This is a genomic window from Flagellimonas cixiensis (genome assembly GCF_042134615.1).
Classification (GTDB): domain Bacteria; phylum Bacteroidota; class Bacteroidia; order Flavobacteriales; family Flavobacteriaceae; genus Flagellimonas; species Flagellimonas cixiensis.
Genome location: NZ_CP169639.1, coordinates 1,586,973 through 1,611,804, shown reverse-complemented (window position 1 = coordinate 1,611,804; position 24,832 = coordinate 1,586,973). Strand labels below are relative to the sequence as shown.

Below are 24,832 nucleotides of genomic sequence, written 5' to 3'. Positions count from 1 at the left end.
TTTCTCTTACTATTAATTTTTGGGTTATAAAATTTCTTCTGATGTGTGCTCTTGCGGCACTCTTCTTTCTTCTAATTTTTTACGGAACAAAAACAAAATGGCAAACAACACGGCTACCGCCAATGGGAAAAACATCATCTTCCCGAGGGTTGCCTTGCCTGCTGAAAGTTCTGCCACCTGATCAGTTAATCCTGATGTCACAGCTGCTTCTTTGGCGCTATCCAACCAGCCACCGATAACGGGCTGCCAAATAGAGGTGGCGAACATTCCTGCTCCACCCACCAACGACATTCCCAAAGCTCCCGTTTTAGGGAGGTACTCAGAGGTAAAGCCGATCATAGTAGGCCAAAAATAGCAAACTCCCAAGGCAAAAATAACGGCTGCGAGGTAAATCATAGATCCTTCAGCAATGCTCATGCTATATACAGCCACTGTTGTTATAATGGCAGACATCAATAACACGCCAATAGGGTTGATACGGTGTACAATGGGTCCAGCAAAATAACGGCCAATTGCCATAATACCGGTTACCATGGCCAAAACCAACATTGGACTTGCTCCTGAGTTTCCAAGAATACGTTCCACCCACTGTTGTGGACCAAACTCAGATATGGCGGTCAAGGTCATACAGATCAATATGAAAATAAACAATGGATCGGCAAGTGACCTAATGTTTTTGGCGGTATCGGTTTCAATATGCTCGCTTTCTGGAAATTCTTGTTTAAAGAACATATATCCATAAATCAAGGTCGGAATCAACATTACGCCAATCTGTAATTGCCATCCCATTCCAAAATCTGTCATAAACTTTGAAATTAAAGAACCAATTACAATACCCCCAGGGAACCAAACGTGAAACTTGTTCAACATGGCCGTACGGTTTTTGGTATACATATCGGCAATCATAGGGTTACAGGCCGCTTCAACGGAACCGTTGGCAAATCCAATAAAGAAGGTGGAAATGATCAAGGTCCAGAAACCTCCTGCCACAATGGTAAGCACCAATCCTAAAAGGTGGCACACAAATGCGGTTACCATAAGTTTTCGGGCACCAATTTTATTGTAGAGCAACCCCCCAAATATCATGGCCAACGGGAAGCCCAAAAAGGCCATACTATTGATCCATCCCAATTGTTGATTGGAAATCCCAAATTCTTCACCCAATTGGGTAAGGATACCTGCTCTAATGGCAAAGGTCATGGATGTTACGACCAGCGAAATACAGGCAGCTAAAAAAAGCTGGTTTTTGTTTACGTTTTTCATGTTTGTATCAGTTAATTTTTGGTTATTCTTATTATTTGTACTCTACTTTCTCTTCTTTGAACAAGAATGCAAAGAGAATTCCTACGCCAAGTGCAAAAATGGCGGGAAACTTCCATACACTCACCCAATCATGAGTATTTTCAGAAAGTTCATAGGTGTCCACAATTTGACCAGCCACCCAAAACCCAATTAGCATACCCACTCCATATGTGGCCAAGGTAATCAACCCTTGGGCCGCACTTTTATATTTTTCGCCCGCTTTGGTGTCTGTATAAATTTGACCAGATACAAAGAAAAAATCATAACATATTCCGTGCAAAGCAATTCCTATGATCAACATAAAAATTAATTCCCCTGTATTTCCATAAGCAAATAACAAATACCGAACGAGCCATGCCAACATCCCCACCAAAATGGTCTTTTTAAATCCAAATTTGGTAAAGAAAAATGGTAATAGCAACATAAACATCACCTCAGATATTTGTCCGATCGTCATCATTCCTGCAGGACCAATTTCCGACCCTAACATATTTATGGATGCATTTATCTCATTTAAATACTGCGATGCAAGTTGATAATAAAACCCCAGGGGAATACAAATTAAAACGGATGCAATGAAAAAAATAAAATAGTTTCGGTCCTTTAACAATTTCAGTGCATCCAGTCCCAAAATTTCAGTGATCGATACTTTATCTCCTTTTGAGATTTTAGGTGGTGTTTTAGGAAGGGTAAAACTAAATACTCCCAAAACCACAGAGGCAATTGCAGTCATTATAAAAGTATTCTTTAACGCTCCTTCAGCGACATTTTCTGGAGCATCCCATTTAAAAATTAGACTTATGAAAATCAACCCAGATATTATCCAGCCTATAGTCCCAAAAACCCTAACAAAAGCAAATTCTTTTGAAGGATCTTTCATTTGGTTGAATGAAACCGAATTCACCAAAGCCAATGTTGGCATGTAAACAATCATGTATCCAAATATATAGGGAACAAAAACCGACATATTATCAGCCGATGCCATTTGATACATTAAAAATGCACCTATTAAATGAAGCACCCCTAAAATACGTTCTGCATTAAAGTACCTGTCTGCAATTAAACCAATGATAAATGGTGCAATGATAGCTCCCCAGGACTGGCTTGAAAAAGCAAGAGCGGTCTCTGCCCCGCTTGCATTCAATGTTTTCGATAAATAAATTCCTAAGGTAACAAACCAACCGCCCCAAATAAAAAATTCGAGGAACATCATAAAAGACAGCTGGATTTTGGTTTTTATATTCATGTTGTGCTTAGTCGGTTCTTCATCGTTTGTAATGCACAAAATCCAATGGGTCCGGAGCAAAACCTGCTTTCCGGATTTCGACCATAATTTGTGCTCTATGGTGCGTAGAGTGGTTGATCACATGAAAAAGGATATCTTTCATTTGATTGGCAAAGGTCCTTCCCTCGCTGTTTTCGTACTCCAGCCTTTTTTCAAAATTATCCGTATTGGTGATAATTTCAAAAGAAGTGCGTTGGTTTTCATAGTGGATATCTTCCCATTTAACAAAAGAATGTATATCCCATACCCCTAACACACTTGGAATGCCCAACATTCTGTGATTCCAGATATGATGGGCATTTAAAATGTGACTAAAAAGTCTTTCAACGTTGTCTGGCACCTGATCCATGGTACCACACTGCCGAATTATTGTTTTGTTACAATAAAAATTGTAATCGAACAGTTCATGAAAAAATGACTTCATGGACCTATTTACATAATTAATCTTACTCTAGAACTTTTTCAATCAATTTTTTGGTGGCCACAATACCTTCTTCCTCGCTCAGTTCAGCACCTTCGTATTCCACTCCGACAAAACCTTCGTATCCTGATTCAAGTACAATATCCATCATTTTAGGATAGTCCACTCTAGTCTCGTAACCTTCTTCATCAAAGCTGTACGATTTGGCGCTTACACCTTTTGCATAGGGCATTAATTCTTTTACGCCTTTGTACTTGTCATATTCTTCCAAACATGCTGAAGAATAGTAATCACCAGCTTCTCTTTTGATGCAGAAGTTTCCAAAATCTGGTAACGTTCCACAATTTTCCATTCCAACCTGCTTCATTACCTCGGCCAACATCTCTGCATTTGATGATGGTCCACCATGATTCTCCACGATAATGTTGATGTTTTTATCTTTTGCATAAGTTGCCAATTGGGTAAGTCCGTCTACAGAAGCAGGCATCCAAACTTCTGGGTCCATACTTCCGTTCAAGTTTACTCGAATGGAATGGCACCCCAAAGCAGCGGCGGCATCGACCCATTTGTAATGGTTTTCTACAGCTTCTTTTCTTTTGGCAGCATCTTCAATGGCAATATCACCTTGTCCATCAACCATAATCAATAAATTGGTGAGCCCATACTTTTCGCTTTCGGCCTTACTTATTGCCACCCAATTATTCATGGCTTCTTCCGAAAAATTGGCAGGCTGTAGTTCCTTGTAGTATAAAGCACTTACATATTCCAAGCCTTCAAATCCCCATTCATTGGCTTTTTCTGCAAAAGTGTACGGATCAACTCCTTCTTCTAAAATCATTTTGTGCAAAGACCATTGGGCCAACGATAATTTAATATCCGGCTTGGTCTCTTCGTCTACAACAACTTCGGCAGTGGTTTCCTCTGCGTTTTCTTTCTTAGGATTTTGCTTACAGGAATAAATTCCCAATAGAGCGACTGCAAATAAGCTTAAAATGCTGTTTTTAGCTAAACTTCTTCTGTTCATATCTTTAGTTAGTTAATTTAATGTGGAACTCAAAAACTACAACGTTATAGTGTTGAATTCTCAATAAACATAGGGTTTAAATGTAGAAAATTAATTTAATAATTAATACATTTAGCAAATAAACAATCCGAATAAATGAGTAAATTTTATTACAACCAGGAACAGGAATCCTATGATGCCATTGTGGTAGGAACGGGCATCAGCGGCGGTTGGGCCGCTAAGGAACTGTGTGAAAACGGTCTAAAGACTTTGGTCTTGGAACGTGGCCCGATGGTTAAACACCGTGAAGATTACCCAACGGCCAATAAGGACGATTGGGATTTTCCACATGCAGGAAGAGCCACTAGAGAAGACATTAAACAACAAGAAAAACAATCCAGAACAGGGTATACCACTGGGGCTGCCTCCAAGCATTGGTTCGTCAACGATTTAGAACATCCTTACAACGAAACCAAGCGCTTTGATTGGATGCGTGGGTACCATGTGGGTGGACGTTCCATTATGTGGGGACGTCACAGTTACCGTTGGAGCGATATTGATTTTGCCGCCAACAAGAATGAGGGCATAGCAGTTGACTGGCCTGTTCGCTATAAAGATATTGCCCCTTGGTATGATAAAGTGGAAAGCTTTATTGGGGTTTCTGGTGAAACTTTGGGACTTCCACAATTGCCCGATGGCCAATTTGAGCCCATGATGGAATTGAACTGCGTAGAGGACCATGTTAAAGGTAAGGTTGCCGAGCATTTTGATGGTCGTGTGGTAACTGCTGGTAGGGTGGCCCATATAAATAGTGACAAAAAATTCGAAGGGGACGGTCGTGTGCGTTGCCAGTTTAGAAACAGATGTATCCGAGGATGTCCTTTTGGAGGCTACTTTAGCAGTGTTTCCTCTACCTTGCCTACAGCAGAGCGAACCGGTAATCTTACTTTAAGACCAGATTCCATCGTTCATGAAGTGATCTATGACCCAGACACCAAATTGGCTACAGGAGTTAAAGTAATCGACAGGGAAACCAAGGAAGAGTTTGTGTTTAAGGCAAAAGTAATTTTCCTATGTGCATCAGCCATTGCTTCCACATCCATTTTGATGCAATCCAAATCTGATAGGTTCGAGAATGGATTGGGTAACGATTCTGGTGAATTGGGCCATAATATTATGGACCACCACTTTTTGGTAGGCGCCAATGGAAAGTTTGAAGGATTTGAGGACAAATTTTACAAAGGAAGAAAACCCAATGGAACCTATATCCCAAGATTTAGAAATTTGGGTGGTAATTCGGATATGAAAGATTTTGTTCGAGGCTATGGTTACCAAGGTGGAGCCTCTAGAGGAAACTATGAAGAGTTAGTTGCTGAAGCTACATACGGTTCCGCGTATAAAGATGCTGTACTTACACCTGGTGGCTGGACCATGAACATGCTTGCGTTCGGTGAGATTTTACCATACCATGACAACAAAATGATCCTTGACTACGACAAACTGGATAAATGGGGATTGCCCACCGTAACTTTTGACGCGGAAATCAGACAAAACGAACTGAACATGCGTAAGGATATGCAGGACCAAGCTGTTCAAATGTTGGAAAAATCGGGAGCTAAAGATATTACTCCTTATGACAGACCTTATGCTTTGGGTCTTGGAATTCACGAAATGGGAACCGCCCGTATGGGTCGTGACCCTAAAACTTCTGTGGTGAACGGACACAACCAAGTACATGCCTGTAAGAACGTTTACGTGACCGATGGAGCCTTTATGGCATCCGCCAGTTGTGTAAACCCTTCGTTGACCTATATGGCCTTCACTGCCAGAGCTGCCAACCATGCGGTACAAGAACTTAAAAAAGGAAACATATAATGGAAAGAAGATCAGCACTCAAAAATATGGGGATGGCCTTCGGGTACGCCGTGGCCACCCCTACCTTACTGTCCCTGTTGAACAGCTGCAAGGACCAACCGGCATTTGCGGAATGGACACCCAATTTCCTGGATAAGGACAAGGGATTTGCCCTGGCACAGACCTTGGACGTGATCCTTCCAAAGACCGACACGCCTTCGGCCACCGAAGTGAACGTGCACACCTTTATCGATGCCTATCTGGACGAGGTGATGCCACTGGAACAAAGGGACTTTGTGATGATGAAGATGGACAAGTTCTACGACAAGGTATTGGCCGATTCGGGCAAGGCATCTTTGATGGACATTGAACCAGCGGACATAGAGCCGGTTCTCAAGACCTATCTTACCAAACGTTCCGACGAGGAGGAGGAACTGCAATCCGAGGCCATCATGAATTACATGGAAGCTATTATGAAAGGTGGGGAGGCAAGCCTGGACGATGAGATCTCCCGCTTTTCTTTCGCGACCGAATTGAGGGATCTGGCCACTTGGGCCTACAAATCATCTGAATATGTGGGTGAAGAGGTTTTGGCCTATCTGCCGATTCCAGGTGAGTATGTTGCCTGTGGGGACCTGAACACCCTTACCGGTGGAAAAGCTTGGTCTATCTAAATAGCAAACTATTTAAAGATGAAACCCTCCAATTTTTGGAGGGTTTTTTATTTAAAAAAATACCTCGGAACGTTCTTATGTGGGGTGAACATTTCCGAGGCATAAATCAATAAACACTATCACGTGTGCTGATATAGTTCAGCACAAACTACAAAAGAGTTCTATTCTTTAAAAAAGGAACAGATTTGGCAAAGATTTAAAATTGAATAGAAATGATGAAAAAATTAACATCAAAAACAGCGCAAAGTTTTTAACATAAAATGTTGACATCTAGGTGTGCACGCAAAAACCACATTGTTTGCTCTCAATTTTAAAACAAAAAAAAGCCACGAAACATTTGCTGTTTCATGGCCTATAAACGTATGACGAAATACAAAATATATTACCAAAGCGTACGGCCTCTTCGTAAAGTTAATCCATATCCTTCCTCAAATTAGGTAGTTCCCCCGAAACCCAATATCGAATCCAGATAAAAACTTTATCGAAGATTTTATTTTGCAAGCGGTTTAACAATCAGATGATTGGTTGCTGTGGCCGTACAATTTATTTTGGTAATACAATAATTTTAAGAACAAGTGTCGAATTCCTTATTTTTTCACCAATATGTTTTCCATACTGGCATCTAACTTATCCGTTTTGGACTGGGATACGACTGCAATAACCAGTGCTACTACAAAAATCAAAAAAAGCACAATGCATTTTCTCATAGCGGGTTATTTTTATTAGGGCGAACCCTTTTTTGACAGTTCGAATATAGAGAACAATAGGAATGAGCTTTAAAGGCTATGTATAAACTGTACTTTTTTTTGTATAGTTGGTGTTTGAATATTACGCGATCTATGCTTTAGTTCATGAAACATATAGTCCAACAGGCCTGGTTACACCGATAAATCTTAAGGATTAACATTTTATACCAATTATACGTGCTATTTATCCATTAACACATAATTCTAGTGTTATAAATGGATAAATTCTAAATTTGATTTTACAGATACCTCATTCTATGTTAGAAGCAGTTATAGTTGACGACGAGATAAAAGCACTTCAGAGTTTAAGTTGGGAGTTAACCAATTTAAGTGATGAAGTGGATATTATTGCGTCCTTTACAGATGCGAGGGAAGCCTTGGATTATTTGGAGCACAACACACCAGATTGTTTGTTTTTAGATATTGAAATGCCTGCAATGGATGGCTTTCAATTCATTAAAAACCTAAAGAACAAAAACTTTCCGGTGGTAATCACAACAGCATACAACCAATATGCCCTGCAAGCTTTGAAGAACGAAGCCATTGACTATCTGTTAAAACCCATCGACACGGATGACCTTGAAATTACCATCGCCAAAATAAAAAAATACAATGCAAAAAGCCTGACGGTTGAACGTCTTGAAAAAATTTTGCTTAACTTCAATTCAGAATCGCACAGTAAGAAAATAACCATTAATACTGATGGTAAACTGGTGTTTTTGAATAGTGATGACATTCTTTATGCGGAATCTGATGGCAACTATAGCACCATCTTTTTAAAAGACGGCCAGAAAATATTACTGACCAAAAAGCTAAAGGAAGTCAATGCGCTGTTGCCAGAATCCAGTTTTTTTAGGATTCACAACTCATATATCATCAACCTCAACAAAATAAAAGAATTTCTAAAAACCGACGGTTACGTGGTTTTGGAATCGAATCATAAAATACCTGTTTCACGTCAAAAAAAGTCCGATTTTTTGGATATGCTTTAAATTGCAAAATTTCCCGTGCCCATCGTAAAGTTCAAACAAGTCGAAACCCTGCATCGAGTAACTCGAACTACTCTGGTTTTTCTATTGTTTCTTGTCTTCCAAATTTTACCCGCACAAGAAATCTCCGAAGAATTTAAGGAAGTTGCTGAAACCCTTGTTAAACTTAGGTCTCCTAGTTATGAATCACTTGATGAAGATCTTGATGAATTCAAGAATGACACTACGCTGATTCGCTATTTTGACCAAGTCGCCAACGAATATCATTATTTAGAAGGTCGAGCCTATGCCTTAAACCTATTGGGCAGAAGTTACCGAAACCTTTCCCAGTTCCAAAAATCAGTAGATCTTCACGATAAAGCACTTGCAATTTCGGAAGAGGCCAATAGTCTAGATTTTAAAATATTAAGTTTAAATATGCTAGGTGTAGTCTATCGAAGAATGGACGCTATAAAGACTGCTTTGGATTATCACCAACAAGCTTTGGAACTTGCAGAAAACGTGGAGAACCCTTCTCACCATATTAAGCGAAGCATTAATGTCTCGCATAATGGAATTGGCAACCTTTATCTAACCCTAGAGCAATACGACCAAGCTATTGTACAATTTGAAAAAGCATTGGATCTGGAAGAAGAGCTGGTCAATAAATTGGGATTGGCCATCAACTACCAAAACATTGGATATTGTTTGGAGCAAAAGGGCGATTTGGATGGAGCATTGGAAAACTATCGAATATCCTTAGCCTATAATGAAGATATTGATTCTGATTCTGGTAGGGTGATCTGTAAAAACAGTTTGGCCCAAATCTATCTGAAACAAGATATGCCCTATGCAGCACTTACCTTGTTAAACCCGCTAAAAGATGAATCCAAAAGAATAGGAGATCTATATATTGCCTCCTATGTTTATATAAATTCTGGCTGGGCCAACACTAAGTTGGGCAATTATGACCAAGCCTTTGAAGAAATTCAGGAAGGTCTGGACATGGCACAATCCAGAAACATGCCCAGCAATATCCTCTATGCCTATCAAAAAATGTCGGACCTGGAAAATGCTAGAGGAGATTATAAAGCTGCCTACGAAATGTACAAAAAGGCAGATGAGTACGACAAGCAAATTTCGAGCGCGATCAATTTAAGGTACATGAACGATATCATCGAAAAGTATGAAGATGATAAAAAGAACAATCAAATTGCTGTTTTGGCCGCTGAAAATGAACTCGTCCGCCTGCGCCTAAAAAAGAATGAGACCACATTTTTGGTAAGTGCCTTGATTGTTGGCCTTATTTCATCCATTCTATACATTTTGTACCGCCAATACCAGAGCAAAAATGAAAAGCGTGTGCTTACCTTGGAGCAAAAGATGTTGCGTAGCCAAATGAACCCTCATTTTCTGTTCAACTCGCTAAACTCCATTAAGCTCTACATCATTAATAACGAACAGAAAAATGCCGTGCACTACCTCAACAAGTTTTCCAAATTGGTACGGAAAATCTTAGAGGCTTCTTCCCAAAAAGAAATTTCCCTCGCCGAAGAATTGGAAACGGTAGAATTGTATATGAATATCGAAAACATTCGATTCTCCAATGAAATCAATTTTAAAATCAATGTAGAAGACGATATCAATATCGATAACATTAAAATTCCATCATTGACCCTACAACCTTTCTTGGAAAACTCACTTTGGCATGGTTTGTCACCAAAAGATGGTGAAAAGAGCATCCAGATTAATGTAAAAAATAAAGACCGAGGCCATGTGAGCATTGAAGTGATAGACAATGGTATTGGTAGGACCATGGCCGAAGTAAACAAGGAAAACCGTGTACTTAAAAAGAAGTCATTGGGTATCCATATTACAAAAGAACGTTTGGCCAATTTCTCAAGGGACTATCAGAACAAATTCGATGTGGATATTATGGACTTGTTCAACGAACATGGGGACCCAAACGGCACCAAAGTAATATTGGATATCCCTACGATTTAGTGTTTTCTTCAGCCACTTGTTCCAATTCTTTATACCAAGCTTCACCAAATTTTTGAATCAGGGCATCTTTCACAAACTTATAAATTGGAACTTTTAGTTCTTTTCCCAAACTACATGCTGGGTCGCAAATTTCCCATTTATGGTAATTCACAGCAGTAAATTCTGTGTACTCTCGGGTTCTAACAGGGTATAAATAACAAGATATCGGCTTTTTCCATTTGGTGGCACCAGCTTCATAAGCTTCCTCAAGACCGCATTTAGCAACACCTTGTTCGGAGAAAACAACGTAAGCACATTCGTTATTGTTCACCAACGGAGTTTCCCATTCCCCATCTTCTCCTTTTACAAAAGCACCTTGCTCCTCAATGGTTTTTATACCCTCTGGACGAAGAAATGGTTTTGCATCCTCATAGACGTTTACCAGTTTATCCGTTTCAAAATCTTCCACAGGGGCACCATACTCCCCTCCTACACAACAAGCACCCTTGCACGCATTCAAATTACACACAAAGTCGTTTTCCAATATATCTTCGGAAACAATGGTTTTTCCTATCTGGAACATATCAGCTTTCTAACTTTTGGACAAAGGTAAATTAAAACCCAAAATTTGATGTTTTCTAAACCATTTTATGTGATCCAAAAGTCTTTTTTACTCGTACATTTGCAGCCGAAAATTTGGAACCATGAATTTTGACCTTAAAGAAATAGCAACTGCTGGAATGATTTTGTTTGCCGTAATCGATATTTTGGGCAGTATTCCCATAATTATCTCTCTTCGGAACAAAGTGGGACATATTCAGTCCGAAAAAGCCTCTTTGGTGGCCGCATGCTTAATGGTCGCCTTTTTATTTGTAGGTGAAAGCATACTTTCGTTGATTGGGATTGATGTGAATTCCTTTGCCGTGGCAGGTGCTTTTATTATTTTCTTTTTGGCCATCGAAATGATTTTGGGCATAACCCTGTATCGTGATGATGTCCCAGAAACAGCTTCCATTGTTCCTATTGCCTTTCCATTGATTGCAGGTGCAGGTACCCTAACATCTATTTTGGCTTTAAGGGCAGAATATCATGTAGAGAACATCATTGTGGCGATAATTATTAACATTATCTTTGTGTATATCGTGCTTAAATCCAGTTCAAGAATTGAACGCATATTGGGTCAGAACGGCTTGAATGTCATCCGCAAGGTGTTTGGAGTTATTCTTATGGCCATTGCCGTTAAGCTTTTTGCAGCGAACATCAACCAATTATTCGAGCACGGCATTTAAAGTATACCCATGAATAAAACTTTAGCAATTATCCTGATTATTTTGGCATTGGCACTTATTGCCTACAATGTAACCATGGTAAATTTTGACAACCCCCTTCAAGGTGATAGTACCGTAGCATTGATAGGCATTGTGGCCTCTTTGTGTGCCATTGTGCTGATTCTGATTTTCATGACCTCTAAAAAAATAGAGAACAAGCTTAAAAAGTAGTTGTTTTACTATTGTCTTAATCCTACAGCCCCTATTTGAGATTGGTTCATCACCGTTTCATCAATGGTCTTCACCTTTTGGAGCATTGCATCGTATTCCCCTTTTATTTGGGCCGATACGTTTGGTGAAAACAACTGTTCTGCAATATTGGCCTTTAAATAAGCTTTTATTTTATCCTCGTAGGCGTAGAAATCCAATTTTATCTTTCTGTCGAGAACAAACTGGATGAAATTATCGAACAGGATATCATCTACTTTGAAATTATCCAAAAACTCGTTTTGATCATAGTCGTCATAACGGGTTCTATCCTCTTCTAAATGCTCGAAAATGAAACGGGCAAAAAACTGGTAGGTATCATCCATACTTTCAATGGCCTCTTCCTGATTGCTGCCTATCGGCACAAACACATCTGGAATAATTCCACCACCACCGTAAACTATCTTTCCCTTTGGGGTCACAAACTTAAGAGAATCGGCCACTTTTATGCTATCTGCAGACGTCAACTCCCCATTGGAATAGCGTTCCATAAACTTTTTATAGTAATCATGGTTGCCATCTTTATAGGATTTTTGAATGGAACGTCCTGTTGGGGTATAATACCTGCTCACTGTTAAACGAACTGCAGAGCCATCGCCCAAATCCATTTCCCGCTGCACCAAACCTTTTCCAAAAGATCGCCTACCCACAATAGTCCCCACATCGTTATCTTGAAGTGCTCCCGCTATGATCTCACTGGCCGAGGCAGAACGTTCATTGATCAACACAAAAACAGGCTTGTCTTCGAAATCTCCTTTTTTGGTGGCATAGGCCTTTTCGATTTTTCCCCTTTTGTTTTTAGTGAAAAGGATAAGTTTGTCATCCCCTAAAAATTCATCGGCCAACTTTTCTGCAATGCCCAAATAACCACCTGGGTTATCCCTTAGGTCAAGGGTGAGTTTCTCGGCACCCCGCAATTTTAATTTCCTAAGGGCATCTTTAAACTCATCGAATGTAGATTCGGCAAAACGGTTGATTTTGATGTAGCCCATATCGTTGGTCATCATATAATAGGCATCCACACTTCGAATTGGTACTTTATCACGTACCACATCAATATCCATTAATTTATTTTCCGTTTTTCGGAAGACTTTTAGGTTCACCTTGGTGCCAATCTTTCCTTTTAGCGTGGAAACCACATCGTCGTTCGGCATTCTTTTTCCGAATAAAGTATCATTACCCGCCATTAAAATGCGGTCTCCTGGTTTTATTCCACTGATGTAACTTGGGCCATTTTTTATGGTTCTTATTACGGTGATGGTGTCGCGGTACATATAAAAGCTCACTCCGATTCCGGCAAAATCTCCTTTCATGCTTTCGGCCACATCCTTCATTTCATCCTTTGGAATGTAAACAGAATGCGGATCTAGCTTACCCAGAATATTGTTCACGGTAACATCTACAATGCTATCGGTGTCCACATCATCTACATATTCGTAGTCGATATAATCAATAAGGCGATTGAGTTTATCTTTTTTGGAATTGGTGGAGAACAACTTCTCTGGAGAATCGTTAAAATGAAGTTTGCCCCCAATAAAAATCCCCAAGGCAACTGCCAAGGCTAGTAAGGTGGGCCATATATATCCTTTGATCTTTTTCATTAAGCAATGAGGTTTTAAACCATTTCTTCCAGCACGGGCAAATGTACCATTTCAACGCCCGCTCTTTCCAGGAACTGTATTCCGGAATCATCTTTGTACGCCCTTTTATACACCACACGTTTTATGCCAGCTTGATGCACCAGCTTGCTACACTCTCTACAGGGAGACATGGTGATGTACAATGTTGCGCCTTCACAGGTTTGGGTAGAAGAGGCCACTTTAAGAATCGCATTGGCTTCGGCGTGCAGAACATACCATTTGGTGTACCCTTCATCGTCCTCGCAAAAATTTTCAAAACCGGTCGGTGTACCATTATACCCATCCGAAATGATCATTCTATCTTTTACGATAATGGCCCCAACTTGTCTTCTTTTACAATAGGATAGTTTACTCCATTCCAAGGCCATGCGTAAATACGCCTTATCGTACTTTTCTTGTTTGCTCTCCTTCATAAATCAGAAAAAACACTGATAATTAATTAAATATACCTGTATTGAAAGACCCTTACAACCTTATTCGATAAAATTTAACGTAAGTGCTACAACGGGAACGTTGCAATGAGCAAGGGTATTGTTATGGCAATGATCAAAATAGAGGCTGCTCCGATAAAAATTTTCCTTTTCACCTTGAATATGTCCAAAACTAAAAACGCTATGGTCAAAACCATCAAGATAATGGTCAGTTGAGACAATTCTATACCAGTAGCGAATCCCAATAATGGTGTGATTTTGTCCTCCTCTTCCGCCATCAGCATTTTAAAATAATTGGAAAAACCAAAGCCATGTATCAAACCAAAAAATGCGGTTGCCACTACGTGCAAAAATATCCCAACATCCAATGCTTCCTTATACACATAGGCAAAATTAAAAATTGCGGTAAGTAGAATGGTCACCGGAATCAAAAATTCGATTAGACCTACATCAACAGTGAAAATTTCATAAACCGAAAGGGCCAAGGAGGTACAATGCGCCACCGTAAAAATCGTAGCCAGAAGCAATACACGTTTCCATTGCTTAAAGGTAAAGGGAACTGCTAAAGCGGAAAGAAATAGAATATGATCGTAGGCATTAAAATCCAATACATGATCTAAACCCAATTTTATATAAAACCAAAACTCTTGCATCATCTTACACCTTAAGTTATTCCTCTTTCTTTTTGAATGGTCTCATAAGCTTTCTGAACCTCTTTGAACTTTTCTTCGGCCCCTTTCCGTATAGCCTCATTTTCGGTGATCACACGATCGGGATGGTATTTTTTTGCCATGGTTCTATAGGCTTTTTTTACTTCATCGTCAGTGGCATTTTTACTGATCTCGAGAATTTTATAGGCATTATCGGCGGCTTCAATAAACATGGCCATAATGCTTTCATAATCACTTCGCCCTACACGCAAATACCCAGCAATCTCACGTAATTTTTCTACTTCGGCTTTGCTAACCTGACCATCTGATTGTGCAATGCCAAACAAAAAATGAAGCAACTGCAAACGCACCTCATAGCGGGTACGCTGCTCCATAAAGGCACAAATGCGTTGGGCAGATACCTCACGTTTTTTGATCACCTCGTTAAAAGTCCGAAAAATGGCGTTTGATTTTTCCTTACCGTAAGTACTTAAAAAATACTGTCGAACATAATCCAATTCCCTTTGGTTCACCTGTCCGTCAGCCTTGATTATAATGGAGCAAAGTGACAACAAATTGAGTTCAAAATCGGCAGGGGACACCGATTGTCGGGTATAATCTTGGAAAACAGTCCTTGCTTTATTGCCCGAGCCACTGAAATTATCCAAAAAAGTACCTACAATAAAACCCAGCACAGCACCAGGAAATCGAAATAAAAAATAGCCGAGAAAGGCGGCCACCCATTTGATCATGCTTTAAAATTTAAAGGTCAAATATAGGGCTTTGATCAGTAAACAAGGCGTTAAGCAATGTTAAGGGTGATGAAAAAACGCTCATAATAGCTTATCTTTGAGGTGTAATTAAAAAAAGTACTATGTATCCAGAAGAATTGGTAAAACCTATGCGCGCAGATTTGGCCACCGCCGGGTTTGAAGAATTACATACGAGCGAAGCTGTAAACGACGCCCTTAAAAAGGAAGGCACCACTTTGGTAGTGGTAAATTCCGTTTGTGGGTGCGCCGCGGCAAATGCCAGACCCGCAGCTAAATTAAGCCTTCAAAACAGCAAAACACCAGATAATTTGGTGACTGTATTTGCTGGGGTGGATATGGAAGCTGTTGCCACCGCAAGAAACCACATGGTTCCTTTCCCTCCTTCATCACCAAGTATGGCCTTGTTCAAAGATGGGGAATTGGTTCACATGATCGAAAGACACCACATTGAAGGTAGACCTGCAGAACTTATCGCAGAAAATTTAATGGAAGCTTATAACGAGTTTTGCTAAATCCACTTTCATAACCGATTAGAATGACCACCCTTTAGGGTGGTTTTTTTATTTTTACACCAACCTAAACATAACAACCGTGCAAAAAATCCTGTCTTACCCCTTAACAATTATTTTCTTTCTATTTTTTGGTTTGGCACTGGTCATTTTTCATCCTATTCAATGGGTGTGCCTAAATGCTTTTGGCTACAATGCCCATAATAAAAGTGTTGCCATCCTTAATTTGACTTTAATGCGATGCACCAATATTTTAGGCACCCAATATTCCTTTGAAAACAACCAACAAATTCCTACCGATCGACCATTAATAATTGTAACCAACCACCAAAGCATGTACGATATTCCACCAATAATTTGGTATATGCGCAAATACCATCCAAAATTTGTGAGTAAAATTGAATTGGGAAAGGGTATTCCCAGCGTTTCTTACAATTTAAGACATGGAGGTTCAGCATTAATTGACAGAAAGGACCCAAAACAATCCATTTCAGAACTACAGAAATTGGGAAAATATATTGAAGAACATAAACGAAGTGCTGTGATTTTTCCAGAGGGCACCCGAAGTCGAACAGGAGTTCCCAAGCCATTCCACACAACAGGGCTAAAAGTATTGATCAAAAATGCACCTTCAGCCTTAATTGTACCCATCAGTATAAACAACTCCTGGAAATTATTGCGTTTTGGACAATTTCCAATGGGATTGGGATCACATGTAAAATTCAAAGTGCATCCACCAATGGAAATAGAAGGAAATATAACTGAATTGATCTTAAAGGTTGAAAAACAAATCGTGTCAGGCGTAATCCCAAACTAATGCATAAAGACCAACTGGTACAAAATACCATTGAATTTGTAAAAAAAGAATTGGAAAATGCCGAAGGTGGACATGATTGGTTCCATATTGAGCGGGTTTTCAATACTTCAAAGCTGATCTTACAAACTGAGGAAGCCGATGAGACCGTAGTTCAACTCGCTGCTCTTTTACACGATATTGCCGACCCTAAATTTCATGATGGAGATGAATCTATAGGTCCAAATGTGGCTCGAACCTTTTTACAAAAACAAGCTGTTTCAACAGAGATTATTGAACATGTCGTGAATATCATCAAACACATGTCCTTTAAAAATAGCCTTGAAAATAATGGGGAAACATTCTCTTCTTTAGAACTTCAAGTAGTGCAAGATGCGGACAGGTTAGATGCAATTGGAGCCATTGGCATTGCAAGAGCTTTTAATTATGGTGGTTTTAAAAACCGGGAACTCTACAATCCTTCCATTCCACCCAACCTCAACATGACCAAAGAAGAATATAAAGCTTCCAAAGCTCCAACCATCAATCATTTTTATGAGAAACTATTACTTCTAAAAGAAAAAATGAACACAGTAACCGGTAAAAAACTGGCAGAACAGCGACATCAGTTTATGGTGGACTTCCTTGATCAGTTTTACAAGGAATGGAACGGCAGATAATCCCATTACCTTTTTTGTATCTTGTGGTAGCATAAATCAAACTAAACAAAATGCAAAGAAGAAAGTTCATTAAAAATGCGGCAGCCGCTTCGGCTGCTTTTTCGATTGTACCCAGCCATGTGTTGGGAAAAACACATGTTCCACCCAGTGACACCCTATACGTAGCCGGTTTTGGTGTTGGAGGAAGAGGAAATGGTGTTTTAAGAGGATTTAACGACACTGGAAAGGTGAAATTTGTCTCGTTTTGCGATGTTGACGACCGACGAGCCAAAGAGACCTACGAACTTTTCCCAGATGTAAAACGATATAAAGATTTCCGCAAAGTGTTTGATGAGCAACTAAGCGATATAGATGCCATTATGGTGGCCACTCCAGATCATACGCATGCCACTATTGCGTTACCTTTTATGCGCGAAAAGAAACATGCTTATGTGGAAAAACCATTGACCCACAATATCTATGAGGCTCGTTTAATGACCCAAGTGGCCAAAGAAAATGGTATTGTGACCCAAATGGGCAACCAAGGAGCATCGAGTGATGATAGCAGGATTGCCCGTGAATGGGTAGAATCTGGTATAATTGGAAAAGTGCACACCATTGATTGTTGGACCAACCGCCCTGTGTGGCCACAAGGTGTGCCCATGCCCACAAAAAGAGATCGTATTCCAAGAGAATTGGATTGGGACCTTTGGTTGGGACCTGCTGCTATGCGTGATTATAACGATGCCTATCTTCCATTTAAATGGAGAGGATTCTGGGATTTTGGAACTGGAGCATTGGGCGATATGGGCTGCCATATAATGGAAACACCATTTAGCGTATTGGATTTAGGATACCCAACCGAAGCTGAAGCAAGCTGCACCACAGTTTGGGTAGATGATTTTGTGGAAGCTGATTACAGTCACTCTTGTCCTCCCTCTTCTAAAATCCATTTAAAATTTGAACATGAGCACCATGGAGACATTGCATTAAACTGGTATGACGGGGGCATTAAACCTGATTTGCCAGATGAGTTGAAAGATGGCGAAACTATAGGTGACACTGGCGGTGGAACTGTTATGTATGGAGAAAAAGGCATATTGGTTTGTGATACCTATTCAAGAAATGCACGTTTACTGCCATCTGATATGATGGACCTTTACAAAGCACCCGCACCAAAATACCCAAGAGTGCCCGGAGGTATGGAAGGCCATGTTGCCAACTTTGTGGATGGATGTTTGAACGGCACGCCCACATCTTCCAATTTTGAGAAAGCGGGTAAACTGACCGAAACCGTATTGATGGGTAACCTGGCCGTAAAAGCATATCAATACAAAGAATTGCAACCTGGAAAAACGCCTTCTGATTGGAATCCATACAATTCTCCTGGAAGAAGAAAACTGTTATGGGATGGTGAGAACATGAAAATCACCAATTATGATAAAGCCAATGATTGGGTGACACGCGATTACCGCTCTGGGTGGGAATTGAAATAATCATTCTCATATAAAACTTTGTCAGTTCGAGCGCAGTCGAGAACCAAATGCAACGTTCTTTGCTGCGCTTTTTAGCTTGATACGAATTTCAAGAGTTCACTCAAATGCTTTAAAAGTGAAGCTTTATGCGTTTGAGTTTGACACTTGTTGATTGATCATAGTTATCAGAATAATTTCAACTGTCCATTTTTATAGCTTTGGTGCAATTCGTGGTTCAGTTTAGGAAAAACCTTGCTCTTAAAATATTTTTTTCGGGCCAATTGTGCCATTTCGTGAATTTGTTCTGCGATCTTGCCCTCTCCTTTGGTTCTGGTTCCAAATCGGCTGTCGTTAAGTGAACCACCATGGCAATCCTGAATTTGATGCAATACCTTATCCGCTCGATCTGGCATGGTTTTCTGAATCCAATCCGTAAATATTTGTCCAATAGCACCATTTAAACGAACCACGGTTAGCCCAAAAGAAAGAGCTCCATGTTCGGCAACGGTTTTTGCCAAAGGCAATAATTCGTGACTGTTTATGCCCGGAATCATAGGTGCCAACATCGCGTTTACTGGAATATTATTTTCTGCTAAAATCTTAATGGTTTTCAGTCTTTTTTGAATCGAAGCAGTTCGTGGCTCTAAAATTCTTCTAGTTTCTTCGGATAGGGAGGTCACTGAAATATGTACACCAACCAAACCATATTGGTTCAACTCATTTAGAATATCCAAATCCTTCAAAATCCATGCGTTCTTGGTAATGATGCCCACAGGATGACGGTACTTTAAAAATATCTCCAAACATTTTCGGGTTAAGCCAAACTTTTGCTCAGCAGGTTGGTAGCAATCCGTATTTCCGGATAATACAATGGTCGACGCCTTCCAGTTCTTTTGTCTCAATTTGGTTTCCAATAATTCAGGAGCTGATTTTTTCACCAAAATGCGCCTTTCAAAATCCAATCCAGCGCTATATCCCCAATATTCGTGGGTGTTTCGTGCGTAACAATAAATACATCCGTGTTCACAGCCTTGATAGGGGTTTAAGGAATAGGTCATCCCCACATCTGGACTGGTTACCTTGTTTACAATGGTTTTGGGAAAAATGGGAATGTATTGAGTAGCATTACTTTCCACTTCTTCACCTTCCAATCTACAGAATTCCAGAAAATCGTCCCTGGTTTCATACATATGTTGTAGAAACTTATTGGGTGTATTCTGTTGGGCTCCTCTTCCTCCTAAAAATAATTTGTTTGACAAAAATTGGCTTTATTCCAAATATATGGAATATTTCCAATTATTAAATTAAACATAGGTAAAAGGGTTAAAGGTTTTGATGAATTGATAGCTTCTCGACTGCGCTCGAATTGACAACAAACCACTAAAAGTTTATTGATAATTGTAAATAGTAGTATCAACCTTAGCACCGATTCCCTGTCTTTGCTCTTGCCTCCTTAAAGAGAAATGAAATTAATCGATTCAGCGCAAAAGGTAAATGGAAAGATTTCTCGTCGCAGGCTCTCTCGAAATGACAACATATTACTTATTGAAAATTGTTTACTGATCCATGAAATCTACCTTCACCAACTGTTTTTTGTTCCCTTGTTTAGCGTAAAAAAGCATTTTGTTTTCACGGTCGTCCTTTAAGGGCTTGGAAACCATTAAAGGCAATCGGGCTTCCTTGGAATCGATAATTTTCTCGTAGTCAATACTTCCATTTTCATCCAAAGAAATAATAAAAACATTACGGTTTCGACTGAAGCCCTGTTTAAAAATAAGTCGTTCGTTGTTGATCAAATCAGGAGATTCGGACGCGGTGCAAATGAAGAAATAGGTTTTACCGTTTTTGTAATACGAACTGTACGAAGCATAAGCGCCATCACCGCGGGTAACTTCTGTTTTGTTAATGTTTCTGGCCCAATCCAACGAACCATCCGGTGAAAGCTTTACACTAACAATATCATTATAATGATATCTTTCAATTTTTACTCGCTGTCCTGCACCCGTAACCTCCAATCCAGAGGTCACAAAGTATTCTTCAGCATTAAAGAAAATCTCATCTTTGGGTGAAACCACCACACTTTTAAAAATGAGGTTTTTAATCTCCTTATCTCCCTCCCTACCGAACTTATCGTCCATAAATTGCTGTGTAAAGGGATTATATTTTTGGGATTTGATGTTCAAGTTATTGGAATCAACATCAAAATAAGCAATACCATTGTACCGATTATCCTTTCTATCAGCATAAAACCCAACACAGACCAGTCTGTCTTTTACTATTAAAGGGTAAAGCGCTTCAGGATACTTCCCTGGGTCCACAAAAGACTGTGTCTGACTGCCTGATGCATCGATTTTGATAAGTTCATATTGGAATTTACGCTCATCTACGCGGAAACGTTTTCTTTTAAAATAAGCTTTCCCCACAATGTATGCCGTTTGAAGGTCTTGGGAAATGGCAACATTTTCAAACGCATAGTTCTTTTCCTCAATTTCAACTGAAAAATCATGTTCGAACCGCTGATTCAACGAAGTATCGAACAAATGGATCATATGCTTATTCTGCTTACCTCTTTTATGATGGGTACTGATCACAAAACCTGTTTTGGCTTCATTGAAGAGTATTGCCGTGGTGAATCCCTTTGTAAAATTACGATTATAATAATTTTTGCCTACAGGGTCATCTACTGGTTCCGAAGCAATGGAAAGTATTCTCTTTTCCTTAAAATTAAAGTTGATGATGGGGCTAGAATGCGCCCAATATTCGTATTCCCCTTTACTATTGTTGTAATTTATGAATAAGAGGTGTAATTGTCCATTCTTTAGAAAACCATCCACAAAATCCATCCCCTTGAGCTTGTAGTTAAACTCATTGATCAACTCAAGGTCACTGTTGTAGTGCTCAATGAGGTAACCTTTGGGTCTTAATACCAACCCTTGGTAATATGCACGGACCAAAATATAACCGCCTGAAGCATCTTCATCGATCGTCATTAGATTGGAGTAGCGATAGCGGTCTTGGTATTTTTCTCCAAAATCGTATGAAACGGGCATTTTTTGCGCATTGGAAACAATGCCAACACACACAAAACATAGGGTAAGCAGTAGGTTTTTACTCATGATTTGGCTTGGTTAATGCCACTGATCACGATCCAGGAAAATCTGCCTTTCGTTTATCCAAAAATGCGGAGGTGCCCTCTTGAAAGTCGTCGGTACCAAAGCAAGTGCCAAAAGCATCAATCTCCACTGAATAGCCATCAGCGTCATACTTAAAACCAGCATTTACCGCTTTTATTGCATATTTTATGGCCACAGAAGAATTATTCGATATCCTGCCCGCTATTTTGGCACAAACGGGCAACAATTCCTCAGGGGAGACCACATGATTCACCAATCCGTAGGCAAATGCTTTGTCGGCATCGATCATACCTGCCGTCATGATCATTTCCATGGCCCTGCCCTTTCCAATCAATTGCGGTAGCCTTTGGGTACCTCCATAACCTGGAATCACTCCCAAGGAAACTTCTGGTAATCCCATTCGCGCATTACTGTTGGCTATTCTAAAATGACATGCCATCGCCAATTCCAAACCTCCACCCAAAGCAAATCCGTTGATGGCTGCAATAACGGGTGTGGTTAAGTTTTCTACGAAGTCGAACAGTTTCTCCTGTCCAATCGCCGCCAGTTGACGACCTTCCTTCACAGAAAAATTGGCAAACTCAGAAATATCGGCACCGGCCACAAAGGCCTTTTCACCGCTACCTGTGATTACAATAACTTTAATCTCCGGGTCATCATCCAACTCCTTAAAGGCCACATGAAGTTCTTCGATGGTTCTTTTATTAAGTGCGTTGAGTTTACTTGGCCTATTAATGGTAATTATAGCCAAATTATTTTCTTCTTCTATATAAATGTTTTCGTAGTCCATATGTGAAGTTGTTGATTTAGATTGAAATGTTCAAACTAGTAAGCCGATTGTTCCTTAGGAAATTCGATGGTAAAAACAGTGCCCTTTCCTTGCTTAGAAGTAAAGTTAATGGTTCCGCCGTAGTTTTCCACAATGTTTTTTACCATTCCCAATCCGAGACCTGTACCACTGGATTTGGTGGTGAACTTAGGTTCAAACACGCGGTGTTTAAATTCGTCTGCTATGCCAACCCCATTGTCTGCCACAGAAATTTTTACCCTTTCACCTGCACTGGCCACCGTAACCAAAATGCGCGGTGCTTCAACCTCAGGAACTGCTTGAATGGCATTTTTGACCAAATTAGTAACTACTCTGATCAACTGGGTACGATCTAATTTGGCTATGATTTCCTTTTCATCAGCTATAAAATGAATATAGTCCTCGTTAAAGATCTCCAAGGCCAATTTTACCACATGCACCACATTTAAAGTTTCATTTTGCTGTGCTGGCATATCGGCAAAACTTGAAAATGCGGTGGCAATATTGCTCATGGTATCGATTTGCTGAATCAACGTATTGGAGAACTCATGCACTTTTTTATCTATTTCAGGATCTTTAGGGTCGAATTTCCGCTCAAAGCTTTGCACCGTCAATCGTAACGGCGTTAAAGGATTTTTAATTTCGTGGGCAACCTGTTTGGCCATTTCTCTCCACGCTTGCTCTCGTTCACTTCGGGCCAGTTTTACCGCGCTTTCTTCCAATTCGTCAATCATTCGGTTGTAAGAGGCCACCAAGGTGCCTATTTCCTCTCCTGGACTATCGATATAAATCTTTTCGTTTTGTCTGGTTAGATTGGTTCTATTGATTTTATCGGAAATGGTTTGCAGTGATCTTGTAATATATTTTGTGATGAAATAGGCCAAGATAATTGCCACGATCAACATCAAAAGATACACTAGGCCCAATCGCATTAAAAACTCTTTCAATTCCATGTTATTGAAGGAATTGTCTTCAAAATAGGGCAGGTTTAAAATCCCTATGGGCTTGAACTTTAAATCCAATATATAAGTGTAGGAGGATTGAAAGTCTTCGCCAGCGACGTGTTTTTCTTCAACTAACCTTGATTCTCCACTTCCCTGCAGATAATTCAACACCTCGGCATCCAAGCAAGCCGCAATGGAATCGGTATCAAAACTTGGTCTAGAGCTTTTGATAAGACTCCCTTCCAAATCATAAATATTGAAGTTTAAATCTTGAATATTGGCAATCTTATAGATTTCTTCGCTGAAAATCAACCCTAAGTTTTCGGTGTTGATAGGATAGGTGGTTTCCCTAAGCGCATAGGTAATGCTTCGCAAGATTTGTTGCTCTTTCCGCTCCAATCGAACATTGTGGTAGTCCTTGGACTGCTCTTTGTATTGATATACCGTAACCCCGGCAATCAAGACAGAAGCAACCACAACCAAGGTAATCATGGAAATGAAAATACGAGACCTTAAGGAAAGCTTTCTCAACAAATTTGCCTGATTTAAGGTTAAATTTAAGCAATTATTGAGCCAAACAAAGTGCAAACACAAGAGGAAAGTTTAAGCGCAAGTAGCAAGCTCAAACACAAGTATTGGTATTCTATTGAACTCGCACTTGAATTTGAGCTTGCATTGTGAACTTAAACCTCGACCTTTTTATGCATTAGGATTTCTATCCCTTACTTTTTTGTACCATCGAATACCGAGCATGAGAAGAATCATTAACACAAACATGCCCACTATACCATAGATCCAGTTAAAGGCGCTTTTTAGAATGACCAAAAAGACCACTGCAAACAGAATAATGGTCGCCACCTCGTTCCACATCCGCATAAATTTGGAAGTGTAATTGACCTCATCGCGCTGCAATTGCTTAAAAATTTGATGGCATTTAAAATGATATCCGAAGAGCAAAACCACAAAACCAAGTTTTACGTGCATCCATGCCTGCTCCAACCATCCTGGCATTAAAATCAGTAGCCAAATAGCCGTTAATGTGCACAAAATGGCCGAGGGCCAAGTGATAATATACCACAACCGTTTGGTCATCAACTTGAGTTGTTCAGTAAGAATCTCCTTATCGGGCGATGGTTTTTGACTTGCCTCAATGTGGTAAATAAACAGCCTAGGAATGTAAAACAAGCCTGCAAACCAAGTTACCACAAAGATTAAGTGCAAGGATTTTATATAAGGGTACAGCAA

Annotated in this window: 24 protein-coding genes; 10 read left to right on the top strand and 14 right to left on the bottom strand. The window is 39.8% G+C overall.

Going from position 1 to position 24,832, the window contains the following annotated elements:
• Positions 1–24: 24 nt before the first annotated feature.
• Genes ABT310_RS07150 through ABT310_RS07135 form a run of 4 tightly spaced genes read right to left on the bottom strand, consistent with a single transcriptional unit; the run spans position 25 to position 4,032 of the window.
• Positions 25–1,263 (bottom strand): sugar MFS transporter, encoded by a 1,239-nt coding sequence (locus ABT310_RS07150; RefSeq protein WP_375326056.1) that lies wholly within the window; start codon positions 1,261–1,263, stop codon positions 25–27.
• 31 nt (positions 1,264–1,294) lie between these two features.
• Positions 1,295–2,548, bottom strand: coding sequence for a nucleoside permease (locus ABT310_RS07145; protein WP_375326055.1), 1,254 nt, complete (start codon positions 2,546–2,548; stop codon positions 1,295–1,297).
• A 19-nt stretch (positions 2,549–2,567) separates the two neighbouring features.
• Positions 2,568–3,011: a DinB family protein gene (locus ABT310_RS07140; RefSeq protein ID WP_375326054.1), complete on the bottom strand. Its 444-nt coding sequence runs from the start codon at positions 3,009–3,011 to the stop codon at positions 2,568–2,570.
• A 22-nt stretch (positions 3,012–3,033) separates the two neighbouring features.
• Positions 3,034–4,032, bottom strand: a complete 999-nt coding sequence (locus tag ABT310_RS07135; protein ID WP_375326053.1) for a sugar phosphate isomerase/epimerase family protein — start codon at positions 4,030–4,032, stop codon at positions 3,034–3,036.
• A 135-nt stretch (positions 4,033–4,167) separates the two neighbouring features.
• Between ABT310_RS07135 and ABT310_RS07130 the strand changes: the two genes are divergently transcribed.
• The 4 genes from ABT310_RS07130 (at position 4,168) to ABT310_RS07115 (ending at position 10,257) form a co-directional block, all read left to right on the top strand.
• Positions 4,168–5,886, top strand: a complete 1,719-nt coding sequence (locus tag ABT310_RS07130; RefSeq protein WP_375326052.1) for a GMC oxidoreductase — start codon at positions 4,168–4,170, stop codon at positions 5,884–5,886.
• Positions 5,886–6,539 (top strand): gluconate 2-dehydrogenase subunit 3 family protein, encoded by a 654-nt coding sequence (locus ABT310_RS07125; RefSeq protein WP_375324118.1) that lies wholly within the window; start codon positions 5,886–5,888, stop codon positions 6,537–6,539. Before ABT310_RS07130 ends, ABT310_RS07125 begins: the two co-directional genes overlap by 1 nt.
• Positions 6,540–7,542: 1,003 nt before the next feature.
• Entirely contained in the window at positions 7,543–8,277 is a 735-nt protein-coding gene (locus ABT310_RS07120; RefSeq protein ID WP_375326051.1) for a LytR/AlgR family response regulator transcription factor, read from the top strand.
• A gap of 15 nt (positions 8,278–8,292) precedes the next feature.
• On the top strand, positions 8,293–10,257 hold the full coding sequence (locus ABT310_RS07115; RefSeq protein ID WP_375326050.1) for a tetratricopeptide repeat protein: 1,965 nt from the start codon (positions 8,293–8,295) through the stop codon (positions 10,255–10,257).
• Here ABT310_RS07115 and ABT310_RS07110 read toward each other — a convergent pair.
• Positions 10,247–10,819, bottom strand: coding sequence for a DUF3109 family protein (locus tag ABT310_RS07110; RefSeq protein ID WP_375326049.1), 573 nt, complete (start codon positions 10,817–10,819; stop codon positions 10,247–10,249). The two genes, ABT310_RS07115 and ABT310_RS07110, sit on opposite strands and share 11 nt — an antisense overlap.
• 121 nt (positions 10,820–10,940) lie before the next feature.
• On the opposite strand from ABT310_RS07110, the gene ABT310_RS07105 reads away from it, so the two are divergent.
• Entirely contained in the window at positions 10,941–11,525 is a 585-nt protein-coding gene (locus ABT310_RS07105) for a MarC family protein (protein WP_375326048.1), read from the top strand.
• 9 nt (positions 11,526–11,534) lie between these two features.
• A complete protein-coding gene (locus tag ABT310_RS07100; RefSeq protein WP_375326047.1) occupies positions 11,535–11,735 on the top strand; it encodes a hypothetical protein in 201 nt (66 codons plus the stop codon).
• Positions 11,736–11,743: 8 nt separating this feature from the next.
• On the opposite strand, the gene ABT310_RS07095 is transcribed toward ABT310_RS07100, so the two are convergent.
• The 4 genes from ABT310_RS07095 to ABT310_RS07080 all read right to left on the bottom strand — a co-directional run bounded on the left by ABT310_RS07095 (position 11,744) and on the right by ABT310_RS07080 (position 15,244).
• Positions 11,744–13,372, bottom strand: a complete 1,629-nt coding sequence (locus ABT310_RS07095; protein ID WP_375326046.1) for a S41 family peptidase — start codon at positions 13,370–13,372, stop codon at positions 11,744–11,746.
• 14 nt (positions 13,373–13,386) lie between these two features.
• Positions 13,387–13,824 carry a cytidine/deoxycytidylate deaminase family protein gene (locus ABT310_RS07090; RefSeq protein WP_375326045.1) on the bottom strand — a complete coding sequence of 146 codons (438 nt, stop codon included), beginning with the start codon at positions 13,822–13,824 and terminating at the stop codon, positions 13,387–13,389.
• 86 nt (positions 13,825–13,910) lie between these two features.
• Positions 13,911–14,495 carry a HupE/UreJ family protein gene (locus tag ABT310_RS07085; RefSeq protein WP_375326157.1) on the bottom strand — a complete coding sequence of 195 codons (585 nt, stop codon included), beginning with the start codon at positions 14,493–14,495 and terminating at the stop codon, positions 13,911–13,913.
• Between the two features lie 11 nt (positions 14,496–14,506).
• A complete protein-coding gene (locus ABT310_RS07080) occupies positions 14,507–15,244 on the bottom strand; it encodes a TerB family tellurite resistance protein (protein ID WP_375326044.1) in 738 nt (245 codons plus the stop codon).
• Between the two features lie 122 nt (positions 15,245–15,366).
• Between ABT310_RS07080 and ABT310_RS07075 the strand changes: the two genes are divergently transcribed.
• The 4 genes from ABT310_RS07075 (at position 15,367) to ABT310_RS07060 (ending at position 18,722) form a co-directional block, all read left to right on the top strand.
• Positions 15,367–15,777 (top strand): BrxA/BrxB family bacilliredoxin, encoded by a 411-nt coding sequence (locus ABT310_RS07075; RefSeq protein WP_375326043.1) that lies wholly within the window; start codon positions 15,367–15,369, stop codon positions 15,775–15,777.
• A gap of 79 nt (positions 15,778–15,856) precedes the next feature.
• Positions 15,857–16,591: a lysophospholipid acyltransferase family protein gene (locus ABT310_RS07070; RefSeq protein ID WP_375326042.1), complete on the top strand. Its 735-nt coding sequence runs from the start codon at positions 15,857–15,859 to the stop codon at positions 16,589–16,591.
• Entirely contained in the window at positions 16,591–17,247 is a 657-nt protein-coding gene (locus ABT310_RS07065; protein WP_375326041.1) for an HD domain-containing protein, read from the top strand. The genes ABT310_RS07070 and ABT310_RS07065 overlap by 1 nt, the downstream gene beginning before the upstream one ends.
• A 50-nt stretch (positions 17,248–17,297) precedes the next feature.
• Complete coding sequence (locus ABT310_RS07060) at positions 17,298–18,722, top strand: Gfo/Idh/MocA family protein (protein WP_375326040.1); 1,425 nt, start codon at positions 17,298–17,300, stop codon at positions 18,720–18,722.
• A 164-nt stretch (positions 18,723–18,886) separates the two neighbouring features.
• Here the strand turns inward: ABT310_RS07060 and ABT310_RS07055 are convergent, their stop codons facing one another.
• The 5 genes from ABT310_RS07055 to ABT310_RS07035 form a co-directional block, all read right to left on the bottom strand.
• On the bottom strand, positions 18,887–19,960 hold the full coding sequence (locus ABT310_RS07055; protein ID WP_375326039.1) for a PA0069 family radical SAM protein: 1,074 nt from the start codon (positions 19,958–19,960) through the stop codon (positions 18,887–18,889).
• A 297-nt stretch (positions 19,961–20,257) separates the two neighbouring features.
• Positions 20,258–21,817 (bottom strand): hypothetical protein, encoded by a 1,560-nt coding sequence (locus ABT310_RS07050; RefSeq protein WP_375326038.1) that lies wholly within the window; start codon positions 21,815–21,817, stop codon positions 20,258–20,260.
• A 25-nt stretch (positions 21,818–21,842) separates the two neighbouring features.
• On the bottom strand, positions 21,843–22,625 hold the full coding sequence (locus ABT310_RS07045) for an enoyl-CoA hydratase/isomerase family protein (protein WP_375326037.1): 783 nt from the start codon (positions 22,623–22,625) through the stop codon (positions 21,843–21,845).
• A gap of 35 nt (positions 22,626–22,660) precedes the next feature.
• A complete protein-coding gene (locus ABT310_RS07040; protein ID WP_375326156.1) occupies positions 22,661–24,079 on the bottom strand; it encodes an ATP-binding protein in 1,419 nt (472 codons plus the stop codon).
• Between the two features lie 207 nt (positions 24,080–24,286).
• Positions 24,287–24,832 (bottom strand): CopD family protein, encoded by a 546-nt coding sequence (locus ABT310_RS07035; RefSeq protein WP_375326036.1) that lies wholly within the window; start codon positions 24,830–24,832, stop codon positions 24,287–24,289.

What these genes read in the sequence shown, in the direction of transcription:
- ABT310_RS07120 (WP_375326051.1), top strand. Translation starts at nt 7,543, where the DNA reads ATGTTAGAAGCAGTTATAGTTGACGACGAGATAAAAGCACTTCAGAGT.
- ABT310_RS07135 (WP_375326053.1), bottom strand. Translation starts at nt 4,032, where the DNA reads ATGAACAGAAGAAGTTTAGCTAAAAACAGCATTTTAAGCTTATTTGCA.
- ABT310_RS07060 (WP_375326040.1), top strand. Translation starts at nt 17,298, where the DNA reads ATGCAAAGAAGAAAGTTCATTAAAAATGCGGCAGCCGCTTCGGCTGCT.
- ABT310_RS07090 (WP_375326045.1), bottom strand. Translation starts at nt 13,824, where the DNA reads ATGAAGGAGAGCAAACAAGAAAAGTACGATAAGGCGTATTTACGCATG.
- ABT310_RS07040 (WP_375326156.1), bottom strand. Translation starts at nt 24,079, where the DNA reads ATGATTACCTTGGTTGTGGTTGCTTCTGTCTTGATTGCCGGGGTTACG.
- ABT310_RS07095 (WP_375326046.1), bottom strand. Translation starts at nt 13,372, where the DNA reads ATGAAAAAGATCAAAGGATATATATGGCCCACCTTACTAGCCTTGGCA.
- ABT310_RS07130 (WP_375326052.1), top strand. Translation starts at nt 4,168, where the DNA reads ATGAGTAAATTTTATTACAACCAGGAACAGGAATCCTATGATGCCATT.
- ABT310_RS07125 (WP_375324118.1), top strand. Translation starts at nt 5,886, where the DNA reads ATGGAAAGAAGATCAGCACTCAAAAATATGGGGATGGCCTTCGGGTAC.
- ABT310_RS07100 (WP_375326047.1), top strand. Translation starts at nt 11,535, where the DNA reads ATGAATAAAACTTTAGCAATTATCCTGATTATTTTGGCATTGGCACTT.
- ABT310_RS07045 (WP_375326037.1), bottom strand. Translation starts at nt 22,625, where the DNA reads ATGGACTACGAAAACATTTATATAGAAGAAGAAAATAATTTGGCTATA.
- ABT310_RS07105 (WP_375326048.1), top strand. Translation starts at nt 10,941, where the DNA reads ATGAATTTTGACCTTAAAGAAATAGCAACTGCTGGAATGATTTTGTTT.
- ABT310_RS07075 (WP_375326043.1), top strand. Translation starts at nt 15,367, where the DNA reads ATGTATCCAGAAGAATTGGTAAAACCTATGCGCGCAGATTTGGCCACC.
- ABT310_RS07110 (WP_375326049.1), bottom strand. Translation starts at nt 10,819, where the DNA reads ATGTTCCAGATAGGAAAAACCATTGTTTCCGAAGATATATTGGAAAAC.
- ABT310_RS07050 (WP_375326038.1), bottom strand. Translation starts at nt 21,817, where the DNA reads ATGAGTAAAAACCTACTGCTTACCCTATGTTTTGTGTGTGTTGGCATT.
- ABT310_RS07065 (WP_375326041.1), top strand. Translation starts at nt 16,591, where the DNA reads ATGCATAAAGACCAACTGGTACAAAATACCATTGAATTTGTAAAAAAA.
- ABT310_RS07085 (WP_375326157.1), bottom strand. Translation starts at nt 14,495, where the DNA reads ATGCAAGAGTTTTGGTTTTATATAAAATTGGGTTTAGATCATGTATTG.
- ABT310_RS07080 (WP_375326044.1), bottom strand. Translation starts at nt 15,244, where the DNA reads ATGATCAAATGGGTGGCCGCCTTTCTCGGCTATTTTTTATTTCGATTT.
- ABT310_RS07145 (WP_375326055.1), bottom strand. Translation starts at nt 2,548, where the DNA reads ATGAATATAAAAACCAAAATCCAGCTGTCTTTTATGATGTTCCTCGAA.
- ABT310_RS07150 (WP_375326056.1), bottom strand. Translation starts at nt 1,263, where the DNA reads ATGAAAAACGTAAACAAAAACCAGCTTTTTTTAGCTGCCTGTATTTCG.
- ABT310_RS07140 (WP_375326054.1), bottom strand. Translation starts at nt 3,011, where the DNA reads ATGAAGTCATTTTTTCATGAACTGTTCGATTACAATTTTTATTGTAAC.